Origin of the sequence: Fenollaria massiliensis (assembly GCF_023347705.1) — a bacterium.
Classification (GTDB): Bacteria; Bacillota; Clostridia; order Tissierellales; family Peptoniphilaceae; genus Fenollaria; species Fenollaria massiliensis.
Genome location: NZ_CP096649.1, coordinates 978274 through 993613 on the forward strand (window position 1 = coordinate 978274; position 15340 = coordinate 993613).

At 34.4% G+C, this 15340-nt stretch carries 14 protein-coding genes; 1 reads left to right on the top strand and 13 read right to left on the bottom strand.

Annotated features, from left to right (window positions below; all coding sequences use genetic code 11):
- Positions 1–7: 7 nt before the first annotated feature.
- From M1R53_RS04950 to M1R53_RS04970, 5 genes are all read right to left on the bottom strand, one after another.
- Positions 8–457: a ribosome maturation factor RimP gene (locus tag M1R53_RS04950; RefSeq protein ID WP_249242190.1), complete on the bottom strand. Its 450-nt coding sequence runs from the start codon at positions 455–457 to the stop codon at positions 8–10.
- Positions 458–567: 110 nt separating this feature from the next.
- On the bottom strand, positions 568–1983 hold the full coding sequence (gene rho / locus M1R53_RS04955; protein ID WP_249242191.1) for a transcription termination factor Rho: 1416 nt from the start codon (positions 1981–1983) through the stop codon (positions 568–570).
- A complete protein-coding gene (glpX, locus tag M1R53_RS04960) occupies positions 1980–2948 on the bottom strand; it encodes a class II fructose-bisphosphatase (protein WP_249242192.1) in 969 nt (322 codons plus the stop codon). Before glpX ends, rho begins: the two co-directional genes overlap by 4 nt.
- 9 nt (positions 2949–2957) lie before the next feature.
- Positions 2958–3599 carry a fructose-6-phosphate aldolase gene (fsa, locus tag M1R53_RS04965; protein WP_249242193.1) on the bottom strand — a complete coding sequence of 214 codons (642 nt, stop codon included), beginning with the start codon at positions 3597–3599 and terminating at the stop codon, positions 2958–2960.
- A gap of 8 nt (positions 3600–3607) precedes the next feature.
- Positions 3608–4405 (bottom strand): nitroreductase family protein, encoded by a 798-nt coding sequence (locus tag M1R53_RS04970; protein WP_249242194.1) that lies wholly within the window; start codon positions 4403–4405, stop codon positions 3608–3610.
- A gap of 131 nt (positions 4406–4536) precedes the next feature.
- Between M1R53_RS04970 and M1R53_RS04975 the strand changes: the two genes are divergently transcribed.
- Complete coding sequence (locus M1R53_RS04975) at positions 4537–6345, top strand: ATP-dependent helicase (RefSeq protein ID WP_249242195.1); 1809 nt, start codon at positions 4537–4539, stop codon at positions 6343–6345.
- Positions 6346–6389: 44 nt separating this feature from the next.
- Here M1R53_RS04975 and M1R53_RS04980 read toward each other — a convergent pair whose 3' ends face one another.
- The 8 genes from M1R53_RS04980 to M1R53_RS05015 all read right to left on the bottom strand — a co-directional run bounded on the left by M1R53_RS04980 (position 6390) and on the right by M1R53_RS05015 (position 15302).
- A complete protein-coding gene (locus M1R53_RS04980) occupies positions 6390–6779 on the bottom strand; it encodes an SdpI family protein (RefSeq protein ID WP_249242196.1) in 390 nt (129 codons plus the stop codon).
- Between the two features lie 39 nt (positions 6780–6818).
- Positions 6819–7682 carry a hypothetical protein gene (locus M1R53_RS04985; protein WP_249242197.1) on the bottom strand — a complete coding sequence of 288 codons (864 nt, stop codon included), beginning with the start codon at positions 7680–7682 and terminating at the stop codon, positions 6819–6821.
- A gap of 134 nt (positions 7683–7816) precedes the next feature.
- A complete protein-coding gene (locus tag M1R53_RS04990) occupies positions 7817–8023 on the bottom strand; it encodes a hypothetical protein (protein WP_070598949.1) in 207 nt (68 codons plus the stop codon).
- Positions 8023–9441, bottom strand: a complete 1419-nt coding sequence (locus tag M1R53_RS04995; protein ID WP_249242198.1) for an oligopeptide/dipeptide ABC transporter ATP-binding protein — start codon at positions 9439–9441, stop codon at positions 8023–8025. The genes M1R53_RS04990 and M1R53_RS04995 overlap by 1 nt, the downstream gene beginning before the upstream one ends.
- Positions 9431–10426, bottom strand: a complete 996-nt coding sequence (locus tag M1R53_RS05000) for an ABC transporter ATP-binding protein (protein WP_249242199.1) — start codon at positions 10424–10426, stop codon at positions 9431–9433. The genes M1R53_RS04995 and M1R53_RS05000 overlap by 11 nt, the downstream gene beginning before the upstream one ends.
- 12 nt (positions 10427–10438) lie before the next feature.
- Positions 10439–12274: an ABC transporter permease subunit gene (locus M1R53_RS05005; RefSeq protein ID WP_249242200.1), complete on the bottom strand. Its 1836-nt coding sequence runs from the start codon at positions 12272–12274 to the stop codon at positions 10439–10441.
- 9 nt (positions 12275–12283) lie between these two features.
- Entirely contained in the window at positions 12284–13270 is a 987-nt protein-coding gene (locus tag M1R53_RS05010; RefSeq protein ID WP_249242201.1) for an ABC transporter permease, read from the bottom strand.
- Between the two features lie 82 nt (positions 13271–13352).
- Positions 13353–15302 carry an ABC transporter substrate-binding protein gene (locus M1R53_RS05015; RefSeq protein ID WP_249242202.1) on the bottom strand — a complete coding sequence of 650 codons (1950 nt, stop codon included), beginning with the start codon at positions 15300–15302 and terminating at the stop codon, positions 13353–13355.
- Between the last annotated feature and the right edge of the window lie 38 nt (positions 15303–15340).

Sequence of the window (15340 nt, forward strand, 5' to 3'; positions counted from 1 at the left end):
TACCCTCCTAAAATTCTATAGCCTGCGTAAGTTTTTTTACATCGGCTCTTTTGATTTCAATAATTTTTCCATCACAATCAAGTGTGAATGATTCTTCATCGTATTTTTTAAGTATGCCTATGTGCTTTTCGTTATTTTTTAGTTTTGCATCGAGTTTCATGTCCATGTTTCTTCTAAAATCATCATCCGTCTTTATAGGTCTATCTATACCCGGAGATGATATTTCTAAATAATACTTGTCCTTGAGTTCTTTTTCTGCTTCAAAAATTGGATCTAGCTTTTCTGATGCCTCTTGAAGTAGGTCTATATCAAGACCATCCTTCTTGTATACAAATACAGTTACCGTCATCTCGCCTTTTTGTCTTGTAAAAGCAATATCAACTAGCTCCGCCTTTAAATCTTCAAGCGCTTTAGCTACACTTGGACTAAGTTTTTCTTTTAAACTTTTGTAATTCATATCTCTCACCCCTCATTATAAAATAAAGAGTGGCGAGCCACTCTTCAATGCAAAATATTACCTTATATATTATATCATATAATAAGACCATTTACAAGTCTTTTATAAAATTAATCATTCTTAATTAAAGCTTTGTCTAAACTGTTAACAAGTTCCTTATTAGATGATGTATTTGTCATGAATTTACGTAAATATTCAACCGCGTATTCATTGCCGTTCTTATTCATCAAGGCTCTAAACTTTCTTTGAATCTTTAAAGTTTTTTCATCTAATAATAATTCGTCCTTCCTTGTGCCTGAATTTAATATGTCAATGGCTGGAAAGAGTCTCATGTTTGATAAATCTCTATCTAAGTAGAGCTCCATGTTGCCAGTACCTTTAAACTCTTCGTAAATAACTTGATCCATCCTCGAGCCAGTATCAATCAAAGCAGTTGCTAGTATACTTAGACTGCCTTTATCCTTAAAGTTTCTTGCCGCTCCAAAAAATTTCTTCGGTCCAAATAAAGCTCCTGGATCCAAACCTCCCGATAGCGATCTACCTGTTGGCGTTATCATCATGTTATATGCTCTGGCAAGTCTTGTGATGCTGTCAAGAAGTATAACTACATCCTTTTTATGCTCGACAAGTCTCTTCGCTCTCTCAAGCGTCATTTGCGATACCTTTATATGATTTTCAAGATCTTCGTCAAAAGTCGAGTAAATCACATCGCCATTGATGCTTCTCTTAAGATCGGTAACTTCTTCTGGTCTTTCATCAATTAAAAGAACTATAAGTTTTATCTCTGGATGATTTATATTAATGGCGTTGGCTATCTTTTTGATTAAAGTAGTCTTACCAGCCTTTGGTGGCGCAACGATAAGTCCTCTTTGTCCCTTGCCTATAGGTGAGATTAAATCAATAAACCTTGTTGATAGTTCATCTTTAGTCGTTTCAAGCTTAATAAGCTCATCTGGATACTCTGGAATCAAATCATCAAAGTCTGCTCTCTTAAAGCAAGTATCAAGACTATCGCCATTGACCTTATTGATATAAACTATGGCATTTTTAGAATTTTCTTCATTTGATTCGTCTTTTTTTCTGACCTTGCCAGTGATTTCATCGCCTTGTCTTAATAAAAACTTTTTTATATAAGTTGGCGAAACATAATAATCATTATCGCTTTGCGAATAATTTTCTCTTCTTAAAAATCCAAAACCATCTGGAAGTATCTCTAAGATGCCCGTCACTTCAACAGTTTCAATACCATCTATAGAGTTATCTTTAGTTGTTTTTGAATCAGTTTTTTCTTCTTTTGATTTATTTTTATCAATACATGCGCTGCCATTATTAATTTTTTCAAAAAATTCATCCAAATTCTTACACGACTTAAAAGCATCCTCATCATGATTTGTGCGGATGCTCTTAAGAATATATTCGATAAGCTCAAGTTTTTTTAACTTAGTAAAGTTTTTTAGCCCATAGTTTTTAGCAAAATTTTGTAGCTCTACTAATTTATAATCATCTAAGTGATTATCTACAATCATTTAGCGTACTCCGGCTTTTTATCTAGTATATGAGTTGCTTTGATAAATCTAATTGTGCCTGTTTCAGCTCTTAGTACTAGTGTTTCTGTCTCACAAACGTTTTTCTTGATAAATTTAACTCCATCAAGTAATTCGCCGTGTGATACACCTGTTGCTGAGAAAGCAATTTCATCGCCTTTAACAAGATCGTCAAGATGAAGTATTTTATCTGGATTTATGCCCATCTTGATGCATCTTTCTTTTTCTTTCTCATCTTTTGGTAAAAGTTTACCTTGCATTTCGCCGCCCATGCACTTAAGTGCTGCTGCAGCTAAAACTCCTTCTGGTGCACCGCCGCTACCAAGAAGCATATCAACGTTAGTATCTTCAAAACAAGTTTGTATTGCAGCGATAACGTCGCCATCATTTATAAATTTAATTCTAGCGCCATTGTCCCTAAGTTCTTTAACTATAGCGTCGTGTCTTGGTCTGTTTAGCATAACTACAGTTGTTTCAGAAACTTCTTTGTTAAGCGCCTTAGCAACTGCTTTTAAATTTTCTGTAACAGACTTTTCTATATCAACAACGCCCTTAGCCTTAGGTCCAACAGCAATTTTATTCATATACATGTCAGGAGCGTGTAATAGGCAGCCAGCTGGTGCAACAGCTACAACTGATATAGCGTTTGGCATACCATTGGCGATGGAATTTGTTCCATCTAGTGGGTCAACAGCTATATCAACTTTAAGTGCTCCGTCCTTGCGATCACCAATCTTTTCGCCTATATATAGCATAGGTGCTTCATCAATCTCGCCCTCGCCTATAACTACAGTACCGTCTATGTCAACAGTATCGAACATTCTTCTCATAGCTTCAACTGCAGCGCCGTCAGCAGCGTTCTTTTCGCCTCTTCCAAGCCATGGAGCAGAGCTTAATGCAGCTGCTTCAGTAACTCTGGCTAAATTCATTACTAAATTTCTATCCATAATTCTCTCCTATTTAACACTTTCCCAATCTTTTAAAAATCTTTCTATACCACTATCTGTTAATGGGTGGTGAAGCATTTGTTTAAATACCTTATATGGCACTGTAGCTATGTCACAGCCAAGTCTAGCGCACTCAACTACATGCATTGGATGTCTTACAGATGCTGCTATAACTTCAGTATCATAATCATAGTTATCAAATATGTCCATAATTTCTTCGATTAAATTAAGTCCGTCTGTTGATATATCATCAAGTCTACCTAAGAATGGGCTTACATAGCTAGCTCCAGCTTTTGCAGCTAGAAGTGCTTGTGTTGAAGTAAATACAAGTGTTACGTTTGTCTTTATGCTCATAGCGTGTAATTCTTTAACAGCTATAAGTCCTTCTTCAGTCATAGGTACTTTTATAATTATGTTTTTGTGTATCTTAGCAAGTTCTTTTGCTTCTTCTACCATCTCATCATGTTTAAGTGAAACAACTTCTGCAGATATAGGTCCATCTACAATGCCAGTTATTTCAGTAACAACTTCTTTAAAATCTCTTTTTTCTTTAGCGATAAGGCTTGGGTTTGTAGTAACTCCATCAACTACTCCCCAATTAGCGATCTCTCTAATTTCATTAACATTAGCTGTATCAATAAATAGTTTCATATTTCCTCCTATAGCCTAATCTTTGCTATCAATCTAAAGCCGTCAACAAGCTCTTCGTCTTCAGCTAGTTCCCACATGTTTTTGTCATTTCTCATAAGCAGCATACTTCTTAAGTAGTACATCATGATACCTGCGTCAACATATGATGGCTTTCCATTGTTATCGTCAATATATAGATAAACATAGCTTCCTTTGATTATAAATCTCCATGGTTGAAGGTTTGATGTTGATGGTGCAAATCTTGCATAATAGAAAACATCGTCTAAACCTAAGTTTTCAAGCATTTCTATATCCATGCTGTTAGCAAAACTGCCATCGAAAACGATTTCTTCAACTGGTTTTCTTTCAGAATATTTATCAAGGTCGAATGGGTTTGATGGTTTTTCATATCCAATAGCTAGAATGAAGTCTGAATTGTTTGCATACATATCAAAAACTTCTCTCTTTTTATCTTCGGATACACCAAATAAACCAACCCAGCAAGTAGCAATGTCAAGACCATGTAGCTTTGTGATTAAACTTTCTGTGTAATAACTTTGCAAGATCATTGATTTTGCTGAGTCATCGCTTCTATTGATAACGATATAGTGAGGTGATTTAATCATAACACCTGAGTAGCCAGCGTGACCATCTAAAGCTTCGTAAACCATTTTTCCGTCCTTAACAATGTTAAAGCTTACAGAGCTTTGTCCATCTTCCTTAGATGTTTCAGAGCATATAGCTTTGATTTTAACAAGTGTATCATCGCTTAGCGGCTTAAGTTTAAAATCTCTCACTGATTTTCTAGTTTTTAGAAAATTATTCATTAACAAAATATATCTCCCCCTTAAAATAATATGTAAAATTATGACTTACGCTTTTATTATACCACATGTGGACTTACTTAGCAAACCTTTATTTTTCTTTAAATTTGTTATATAATATCTATGGTGATTAAATGAAATTAAATCCAAATCAGCTCGAAGCATCTAGACATGATAAAGGCCCCGCCCTTGTCCTAGCTGTTCCTGGCTCTGGCAAAACTACTGTTATAGTGAATCGTATTAAATATCTTATCGAAGATAAAGGCATTAGCCCATATAAGATTCTTGCTATAACCTTTGCTAAGTCCCAGCAGCTTGATATGCAAAGAAGAATACTTGAAGCGCTTGACGAAAATTATTCAAAAGAGGTCGGCGTCTTAACCATTCATGCCCTGTCATACAAAATTATTAGAGAGTTTGAGAGATATAAAAAAATTAAATACACCCTACTTGATGTTGAAAATGCGCCTAAATCGAGAAATATTCTTAGAAAGATATATGTGGATAAGCTAAAAAATTATCCAAGCGAAGAGGATTTAGATAAAATACAATCTATACTTGGTTATATTAAAAACACCAACGAAGATTATACAGATGCAGATGGACCTTTTGAATACAAGGTCGTGGTCGATGATTTTGAAGCTTATAAAAAGAAAAAGCGTCTCATAGATTTTGATGATATGCTTGTGATGGCAAATGATTTACTTGAAAAAGATAGACATATTATTTCAAAATTTAAGGACAAATACGAATACATCCTTCTTGATGAGGGCCAAGATACCTCGTCCATACAGTTTATGATACTTGATAAGCTTATTAATAAAGATAATAATTTTTTCGTTGTTGCTGATGATGACCAATCTATATATAGGTTTAGAGGCGCTTGCCCTGAGAGGATACTAAATTTTGAAAAGCATTATAAAGGTGCTCATATCTATAGGCTTAGTGAAAATTATAGGTCTACGCCAAGCATAATCACTGCTTCTAATAGACTGATTAAGAACAATAAGCTAAGATATGTAAAAGAATTAAATGCGTCTAAAAAAGGAAGTGCTCCTGTCAATGTGAAACTCTTTGGCAAAGACCTCGACGAGTACCGCTATATTGCAAAGTACTTGAAGGACGCGTCTGGCACTGTAGCTGTTTTATATAGAAATAATATTTCTCAAATACCGCTTGCTGAATACTTAGAGCGCTACATGATTAATTTTACGTCTTATGATAAAAAAGATAGATTTTTTAGTCACTGGATTATTGAAGACATCTTTGATATCTATAATTTTTCTCAAAATATGAATGACGCTAGTCTATTTAGAAAGATTTATTATAAAATTAAAGGATATTTATCAAAGCAAGACATAAATGAGATATACACATTAACTGATGTCGATGTTTTAAAGACTCTGTATAGATCCGAAGCGATTCAAAGCTATAAAAAAGATTATATTCTTGAACTGATGAAGGACTTCAAAACCATAAGAAAGATGAAGCCATCAAATATCATTGATTATATTCAAAATGACATGAATTACAGAGGCTACTTGAGAACAAAGGGCCGTGACAACAGTGAGTCTTTTAACAAACTTTTAACTATGCTCTACTTTTTAAAGCAAATTGCTCTTTATACTAAAAATATAGATGAGCTTAAGCTAAGGCTCAATGTTTTGAAAAATAAAATTTACTCACAAAATGAATCGAATGTGATACTGTCAACAATACACGGCGCTAAAGGTCTTGAATTTGACACAGTGTTTTTGATTGATATAGTTGATGATGAAATACCTGGCTCAAATAATGCGAGCGATGCAGAACTTGAAGAAGAAAGAAGAATTTTCTACGTTGGAATGACTAGAGCGAAAGAAAATTTAAATATCTTCGCTTTTAAAGAGAGAAACAACACGGACTACGATATAAGTCCATTTATAAATGAAATTAAGGGATAAAACAAAAAGAAAAGGTCAAAGAAATAAACTTTGACCTTAATTTTTTAATTAATTTGTTTGCGGCTTCCGTCGCTATTAAAAATATTTTTTAGCTTTAAGTCTATATAAAATATTGAGCCTAGCAATAATGCCTCTTGTACTAGCATAAGAATTAAGACTAAATTTCCTGTGTAGTCTCTATCTTCACTATATAGTAAGAAAAGTATGATAAGGCTAAGAGGAAGTATTGCTCTTCCTAATTTTATCCAAACTTCTGGGAAAAGTTTTTGTGCACAGTCCCAAGTGTCTTTATTCTTCATAGAAAACTTTGTTCTAAAGCCTATAGCAATGTTTGGCTCTTTGCTTGGATATTTTGCAAATATCTTCCCTATTACTATCAGTAAAAGTGGAATAAAAGCTGTAGATATCAGCATAATTAACTTGTATAAAAACATGTACTTACCCCCCCCTATAAATTCTTTGACTAATTTAGGCTAAAAATCTCCTTCATCATAATCATCATCTGTCTTTTTTGCTTTTTTCTTCTTTATTGTACCTTTCTTTGAAGACATCTTCATTAAAACAAAGTAAGCAGCTACTACTAATAAAACTACTAGTATAAGTATGATTATTAGCTTAACTGGGCTCTTTTTATCAGATTTTTTAGCTTCTACTGGCTTAAATAATGGTACTTGATCAGTCTTATATGGCTCGCCTTTCTTAAGATTTTCAACAGTTAATTCCATGTCGGCTATCTTATTTTGCTTAATTTGCTCATAAACATCTTTAGTTTCAAGTATTGCATCTTCGGCCTTTGTATTATTTTTTACTCTATCATTTAATAAATCAACTGCTATCGCCTTATTGACCTTACCTTCGCTCGCAAGTAATATGCTTGGTTTGCTTGTTTGATCAATGCTTAGATATCTAACATTGCTCATGTTTTTTGATTTAACCAAAGTTATGGCTTCAAGCAGTCCATCACTGATGTCTGAATATGTCTCAACTATAAGTCCCTTATTTGATTTGACTAGTCCAACTTGCATAAATGGTCCAATCTTGTCCTTTATTATCATAATGGCGTTTCCTTTATTGACAAAGGAATCTTCTAATGTTTTATTAGCGTTGTTAAATAAGTACTCTGTAGAAAGATTATATACTGGTATTACATATCCAACTAAGTCTTCTCTTTCGTTGTTTTCTTCTTTCATCTTATTGTTAATGACTAAGTTAAGTCTTTCTACTTCTGCATTATTTAGCACATAGCCATTCGGCACGCTAACTTTAAGATCAGCAGCATAAGCTACGTTCGTAAACATAAGTAATAATATTAATAATAAACATACTTTCCTTTTCATAAGAAAACCTCCTTTAATCTTATTCTTTATTTACCCTTAATCGCGTTAAACTAAACAAGAACTAAAAATTTTATCTACATCTCATAAAATATTTTCTTAAAAAATAAAGCTACGATCACTCGTAGCTTTACTCTTTATCTTGGTCTAGTTAATATTAAAATTATAATCAAAACTATAAAGATTGGTCCGAATACTTTGGCTGCCGCTAAAAACATAGCAGAAACATCGCCTTTTTCAGTTTCTTCTTGCTCAGTATGAATTAAGTTTCCTTTTTCATCATACTTGCCAGATTTTTTCTTTAGCTCATCGAATGCACGATCAATTTTCTTTTGAAAAAACATTATTTATCCAAATTTAGCTTATGATGACATGCAACAAAGTGTCCAGGTCTTACTTCTTCGAATACTGGAACAACTGTTTTACACTCTTCAGTAGCATATTTACATCTAGTGTGGAACTTACAGCCCTTAGGTGGATTGATAGGACTTGGTATATCTCCTTCTAGAATTTGTATTTCTTTCTTAGAATCAGTAGTTGGTATTGCGCCTAAAAGTGCTTCTGTATATGGATGCACTGGTCTAGCATATAACTCCTTAGAGTCAGCAAATTCAACTATATTTCCTAAGTACATTACACCGACCTTATCAGAAATGTATTTAATAACTGACAAGTCATGTGATATGAATAGATATGTTAGATTTTCTTTTTCTTTTAAATCAATCAATAGATTTATAATTTGTGATTGAATAGATACGTCTAGAGCTGATACTGCTTCGTCGCAAACGATGAAGTCTGGCTTTAAAGCAACACTTCTAGCGATACCAATTCTTTGTCTTTGACCGCCAGAGAATTGGTGAGGATATCTATGAATAAAGTAATGAGCTAGACCGCAGTCTTGCATAACTTTTACAACGTAATCTTGTAGAGCCTTATCTTTTCGTTTGTAGATATCGTGAGCTACTAAACCTTCAGATATAATTTGTCCTACAGTCATACGAGGGTTAAGTGATGAGTATGGGTCTTGGAAGATAAGTTGCATATCTTTTCTTAAGTGTCTCATCTCTTCATATTCAAGTTCAGCTAGGTTTACACCGGCATCTCTATATCCCTCAGCTTTTTCGTATTCAGCATGTCCCTTAACTTCTTCTCTAAGAGAATCAAGCTTTGCTTCAACATTTTTTAATTCGCTCTCAGATGCTGAATCTTCTTTTCCATCTTTCTTTGCAAGAAATATTTTGTGATTTAATTCTTGTTCCTTTGAAAGTAAAGATTTAATTTCACTTTCATTGTCATGATATATTAAAGCTCCAGCTATTTGTGCAAGGTCTTTGTAAAGAAGTTTATATTGCTTTTCAGCTTCTCTAAGCTTATTTAAAGCTTCGCCCTTTTCTTTTCCTTCAGCAAGTGCTTCATAAGCAGATGTATCCTTCTCAATCTCAGCTTTAAGCTCTTTTAGTTTATTCTTATGGCTAGCGAAACCATTTATTAATTTATATACATATTTAGGATTAACTTCCCATCTAGTTCTACCATAATAAATAGTTCTACCGTCAGTTTGTTTGTATAATTGTAGTAATGTTCTACCAAAAGTAGATTTACCGCAACCAGATTCACCAACTAAGCCGATAGTTTCTCCCTTGTAAATATCCAATGAGATATCATCATTAGCCTTTACATATTTAACTTCCTTACCTACTTTTTGTACAGGGAAGTATTGTTTTAAGTTTTGTATTCTAAATAGTAATTCTCTATTTTCCATCGGATCTTACCCCCTTTTCAGGATAGAAACATCTTACTTCATGATTTTCATCTACTTTAACTAAATCTGGTTGATAGTTATCACACTTTTCAGTTCTATATTTACATCTAGGCGCAAATTTACAGCCCTTAGGTAAATTTAGTGGATGTGGAACAGCTCCAGGTATTGCATCTAGCTTCATGCCTTGAGGAGTATCCAATCTTGGTATAGATACCATAAGTCCTTCTGTATATGGATGCATGAATTTACTCTTTCCTTCGAAGATAATATCTCTTGATGCTTTTTCAACTACTTGACCACAATACATAACAGCAACGTCGTCAGCCATTTGGTTAATAACGCCAAGGTCATGAGTGATAAATAGTATTGAAGTACCAATTCTCTTCTTAAGATCATTCATTAATCTAAGTATTTGAGCTTGAATTGTAACGTCAAGAGCAGTTGTTGGTTCGTCAGCTATAAGAAGCTTAGGAACACAAGCAAGTGCCATGGCGATCATAACTCTTTGTCTCATACCACCTGATAATTGGTGAGGATATTGTTTAGCAACAGTCTCTGGATTTGGTATCTTAACCATGCTAAGCATTTCAACAACTTTTTCAGCTGCTTCTTTCTTGTTCATTCCTTGGTGAATAATGAACGGTTCACTAACTTGTCTTTCAACAGTAAATACTGGGTTTAGTGAAGTCATTGGCTCTTGGAATATAACAGAAACATCATTACCTCTGATATGACCCATCTTGTTCTTAGGTATATCAGTAATATTTTCTCCGTTAAACCAAATTTCACCACTGTCAATATATCCGTTACCATCAAGCAGTTTAATGATACTCATGGCAGAAACACTCTTACCACTACCACTTTCTCCTACTACTCCTAATGTTTTACCTTGTTCTACTGAATAGGAAACGCCATTAACAGCTTTGATTATTCCCTTTTTTGTTGTAAAAAAGGTATGCAAGTCTTTTAATTCTAATAATGCCATTAATCTTACCTCCTATCTTTCAGCTGATCTAGGGTCGATAGCATCTCTTAGGCCATCACCTATTAAGTTAATACAAATTACACAAACACCTAGTATGATAGAAGGGAATACCCATCTCCACCAGTATCTTTGAATAATTATAGAGTTATTAGCACCGTTAAGCATATTACCCCAAGTTGGATATGGTGCTGGAACACCAAAGCCTAGGAATGATAGTGATGCTTCAGTAAGCATACTTGATGCGAATGATAGTGTAGCATTAACTATAATTATAGATATAGTGTTTGGTAATATATGTTTAAATATAATGTTCTTTTCTTTAATACCTAGTGATCTTGCAGCAACAACGTATTCTTGCTCTCTAATTGAAAGTACTTGAGCACGAACAAGTCTTTGAAGTCCTGTCCAAGATAGTAAACCAAGTATAATCATGATCATAAAGATCTTTTGGTCGGCAGTCATTGTTTGGCCAACAAGTGCTGATAATATCATCGCAAATGGTAGGAATGGTAGTGAACCTATCATTTCAGCAACCCTTTGTAATACGTTATCAACCCAGCCTCCAACGAAGCCTGAAATACCACCAACGATTACGCCGATGATAGTCGAGATTATAACTGCGATAGCACCTATAGTCATAGATTTTCTACCACCGTTTAGAATTCTGTTCCAGATATCTCTGCCTAGGTCATCAGTACCTAGTAGATAACCTTTGTGACCATAGCTATATACCTTTCCAGATTGGTCAACAACATGTGTTTGATAGAAACCAGTATAAACTTTATCTACTTTTTTACCTCTAAGTTCTTGAGGTACATTAAGTTGTCCTAGTGAGTTAGAACCCCATTCAACGATAGTATCATCGTTTAACTTAGCAAGATATGAATATCTTTGTCCGTATATATTCTTAACCTTACCTTCTATGTCTTCAGGAACGTCCCACTCACCAGTTGTAGTTGGGTTACCCCACATATACATCTTGCCTGATTCTCCTACAGCTACAAATGTATTGTATGAAGAAGCAAGGTCAACAACTTTTTCATTAATTTCAGGTATCTTAGATAAACCTGACTCTTGAGCACCTAAGTGAACAACTTTACCATCTTTTGTGATAGCGCAAGCTGTATTAGGGTTTGGAACTATCTTAGCAATATTTCCTTTATATTCATGACCTTCTTTGTAGTCATTAACGCCCATGTTACCCCAAGCGTATGTGTCTCCATCTTCATCTAAAGCATAAGAAACTTGGTCTGAAGCAGCGATATCAACAATTTTTGTTCCAAGTAATTCTGCTGGTGCCTTAGCTTGTTGTAGTCTGTTATTACCCCAGCCAAGAACTTTACCATCATCAGTAAGAGCTATTACATGGTCAGTACCACAAGCTACTTTAATGATGTTTTTTCCAGCCTTCTTTACTTCTTTAGGTATTTTTCTAATATCAACCTTTTTGGAGATATTAGTTTTGCCCCAAACAAAAATCTTACCATTCTCATCAACAGCAGCACTAAATGTAGATCCAACACTAAGTGTCTTGATATTCTTAAGTCCATTTGGCAACGGAAGTATATCAAAACCTGGAGCAATGTTTGCTTGTGTTGTTTCAACATATGATAAGTCTAAAGGATTGAATAAAGGTCCTATCAATACTAATAAGAATATACCAAAGAAAATGAAAAATGCAGTCATTGCTACCTTATTTGAAAGGAATACGTTTAAAATGGTTCTAAAAGGAGTTTGAATGTCATCCTCAACCATAACGTCTTTTTTCTTTTTCTTAAATAAACTAAATCCTTTTTTCTTTGGAGGTATTTGGTTTGTTTCTTTTAAGTCTTTTTTATCTTTTTCCATTGTAACCTCCTAATTTTCTACTCTAACTCTAGGGTCAACTAAGCCGTATGTCAAGTCAGTAACTAAGTTTCCGATTAGAGTTATTATTATATAGAATAACTGAATTGCAAGTGCTAAGTCATAGTCCTTCTTGTTTAAAGCATCTATGTAGAACTTACCCATACCATTTAAATTAAACATTGATTCAATAATTAGTGATCCAGAGAATATACTCATAAACCAGCCAACAATTAGTGTAACTACTGGTAAAAGTGCATTTCTCCATGCGTGTGAATAAATTACAGCTTTTTCCTTTAAGCCCTTTGCTCTTGCAGTCTTAATATAATCCATGCTTAATGCGTCATCCATAGCAGCTCTGACATATCTTGTCATACCGCCAAGTGAGCCAACTGTCATGATTATTAAAGGAAGTGCAATGTGCTTAAAGATATCTACTGTATCTTTAATACCTGTATAATTCTTACCTGCAGTTCTCATACCACTTACTGGGAACCATTGTAACTTAACACTAAAGACATATATAAACAATAGTGCTGTGATAAATACTGGTATAGAATAACCTATAACAGTTAATACTTGTGTTACTTGGTCGAAAACTGAATTCTTTTTAACGGCACACGCAATACCTAAAGGTATAGTAATGCCTAGACCTATAATTATTGCAAAAATATTAATAAATATAGTAAGTTTTAAAGGTTCTTGTACAACGTTTACAACCTTGTCTTTATATACTCTTGAGTCTCCTAAGTCGCCTTGTAGTAATCTACCAAGCCACTTGCCATATCTAACTATCATAGGATCGTCAAGACCATATTGTTTTCTTAAGTCTTTGTATCTCTTATTATACTCTTCTACTTTTAATTTTGCCTTCATTGGTTCAAGCTCTGCTCTAGCCGGGTCAGAAGGTATCATGTTATATAAGAAGAAAAGTAAAATAGACATAACAAAGAATACAAATACCATGTAAAGTATTCTTTTTATAACATATTTTCCCATCATCATCCACCTTATCTGTATTTTTATAGAAGGCAATATTTCTATTGCCTTCCACAAAATGTTTTTTTAATTTTAATCTTTACTATTCTGTTACCCAAGCATCTAGTATAGTTGCTGTTAATCCCTTCATTTCTGAAGTTACCCAATGTTTAAGTTTAGCATTGTAGAAGTCATGGTATTGGTTAGAGTATAGTGGTAGGTCAGGAAGCATTTCGTTCCATCTAGTTACAAATTTAACGAAGTTGTCCTTGAATACGTCTCTTTGATCTGGAGAGATCATTACCATGTCTGTAGCAGCTTGTTCTAGTTCTTTATCGAAGATGAAGTTAGTGTTGTAACCCATCTTGATCATTTCTTCTTTTGTTGAGTAAGTGTATTTTTGATCATACCATGGAGTGAATCCTGTAGCTAGGTTGAACATGTTATATGTTGGAACTCCGTATTTAGCATCTTGTGATGCGTCTCTGTATAACCAGTTTAGTAATTCGTCAAAGCTCATTGCATCTCTTTGAATCTTAACACCTGCTTTTACAAGGTCAGGGTTTTCAGCTAGTTTAACAACTAGTAGGTCAGATACTTCGTTGTTTTCAGTAGATGCCCATTTGATTTCTAGTGGCATTAACTTACCGTCATCCATCTTTTTGTATCTGATTCCGTCGCCTTCTTTAAATTCAGCGCCTGATTCGTTTAGAGTGAAACCAGCTTTTTCCAATAATTCTACAGCCTTAGCTGGGTCATATGGATAAGAGTTAAGCTTTTCATCAAGTTCTTTCTGTGTTTCTTGATAGAACCATTGAGCAGTACCATAAGGTCCGTTTACAACAGAACCGTATCCGCCTGTAAATTGTTTAGCGAAATCGTTTCTGTCTAGTAAGTAAGCAAGTGCTTGTCTTACTTCTACGAATTGAGTTGGTCCAACGTCGCAAGAGAATGCGATCTTACCATAACCAGCTCTTGGATAGTCAGTGTAAGCAAATCCTTCGCCTTCTGTTAAGTCCATACCAGCGTTGATTGTCTTACCATCACCGATGTTTTTGATTATATCAACACCACCAGTTTTTAAGTCGTCGATTTGAGTAGCTTGAGTTATCTTCTTAAGAATAACTTTTGAAATTAGAGGTTTTCTACCAACTCTATCTCCTTGGAAGTTAGGGTTGATAACCATAGTTGCTAATTGTTGTGCTTCATCGTATTTTTCTAACATATATGGACCGCTTGAAGGTAGAGTCTTTTTATCTCTTGCAGCTTTAACTGCGTTTTTGAACTCTTCAGTATTAATATCTTCAACAAAGTAACATCCATCGCCGTCATCTTTAATGTCTACATCTTTGCCTAACCAAAATTCTAGATCTTCTGGGCCTGCACCTACAGAGTTTAATTCATAGAAATATGGTGTATTATCAGGATTAATAGTTGCTGAGAATGTGTAATCATCAATTAGATGAATACCAGTAAACTCTTTCTTTTCACCCTTACTAAATGCATCATAACCTACTAGGTCGATACCTGCTGTGTTTTTACCACCGCAAAAGTCTGGTCCAATAAGTCTTGAAGCCCATAGCATTGTTCCTGCTACATAGTTCTTTGCTGTGATTTCTTTACCGTCAGCAAATTTAAGACCTTGCTTGATTGTGAAAGTGTAAGTTTTTGACTTATCTTCGTTTTCTTTAGTATCATACTTTTCAACGATTGAGTCGTCAATTACGTATTCACCTTCATCAGTTTGATCAACTGTACCGTAGCCTTGAACTAAACGTCTAACGTCAGCGTCTGATGCGTTGTTTTGCCATACTCCTGAGAAGTCTCCACTCATTTCAGTAGTAGTACCAATGATTAATTGGCCACTTGGCTCAGTTGGTCTTTCAGCTGTTTCGTCATCTGCTGGTTCTTCAGCATTTTCGTCATCAGCTGGTGCTTCTGTTTCAGTATCATTTTCTGCTGGTTCATCAGTCTTCTTACCACATGCGAATGCGAAAGCTGATAATACCATAGAAAGTACTAATAAAAACACTAATGTCTTTTTAAGTTTCATTAATATTCCCCCTTAAAATTTTTTTCATATAATAACGG

Coding starts and splice junctions, on each gene's coding strand:
- M1R53_RS04950 (WP_249242190.1), bottom strand. CDS start 457: ATGAATTACAAAAGTTTAAAAGAAAAACTTAGTCCAAGTGTAGCTAAA.
- rho (WP_249242191.1), bottom strand. CDS start 1,983: ATGATTGTAGATAATCACTTAGATGATTATAAATTAGTAGAGCTACAA.
- glpX (WP_249242192.1), bottom strand. CDS start 2,948: ATGGATAGAAATTTAGTAATGAATTTAGCCAGAGTTACTGAAGCAGCT.
- fsa (WP_249242193.1), bottom strand. CDS start 3,599: ATGAAACTATTTATTGATACAGCTAATGTTAATGAAATTAGAGAGATC.
- M1R53_RS04970 (WP_249242194.1), bottom strand. CDS start 4,405: ATGAATAATTTTCTAAAAACTAGAAAATCAGTGAGAGATTTTAAACTT.
- M1R53_RS04975 (WP_249242195.1), top strand. CDS start 4,537: ATGAAATTAAATCCAAATCAGCTCGAAGCATCTAGACATGATAAAGGC.
- M1R53_RS04980 (WP_249242196.1), bottom strand. CDS start 6,779: ATGTTTTTATACAAGTTAATTATGCTGATATCTACAGCTTTTATTCCA.
- M1R53_RS04985 (WP_249242197.1), bottom strand. CDS start 7,682: ATGAAAAGGAAAGTATGTTTATTATTAATATTATTACTTATGTTTACG.
- M1R53_RS04990 (WP_070598949.1), bottom strand. CDS start 8,023: ATGTTTTTTCAAAAGAAAATTGATCGTGCATTCGATGAGCTAAAGAAA.
- M1R53_RS04995 (WP_249242198.1), bottom strand. CDS start 9,441: ATGGAAAATAGAGAATTACTATTTAGAATACAAAACTTAAAACAATAC.
- M1R53_RS05000 (WP_249242199.1), bottom strand. CDS start 10,426: ATGGCATTATTAGAATTAAAAGACTTGCATACCTTTTTTACAACAAAA.
- M1R53_RS05005 (WP_249242200.1), bottom strand. CDS start 12,274: ATGGAAAAAGATAAAAAAGACTTAAAAGAAACAAACCAAATACCTCCA.
- M1R53_RS05010 (WP_249242201.1), bottom strand. CDS start 13,270: ATGGGAAAATATGTTATAAAAAGAATACTTTACATGGTATTTGTATTC.
- M1R53_RS05015 (WP_249242202.1), bottom strand. CDS start 15,302: ATGAAACTTAAAAAGACATTAGTGTTTTTATTAGTACTTTCTATGGTA.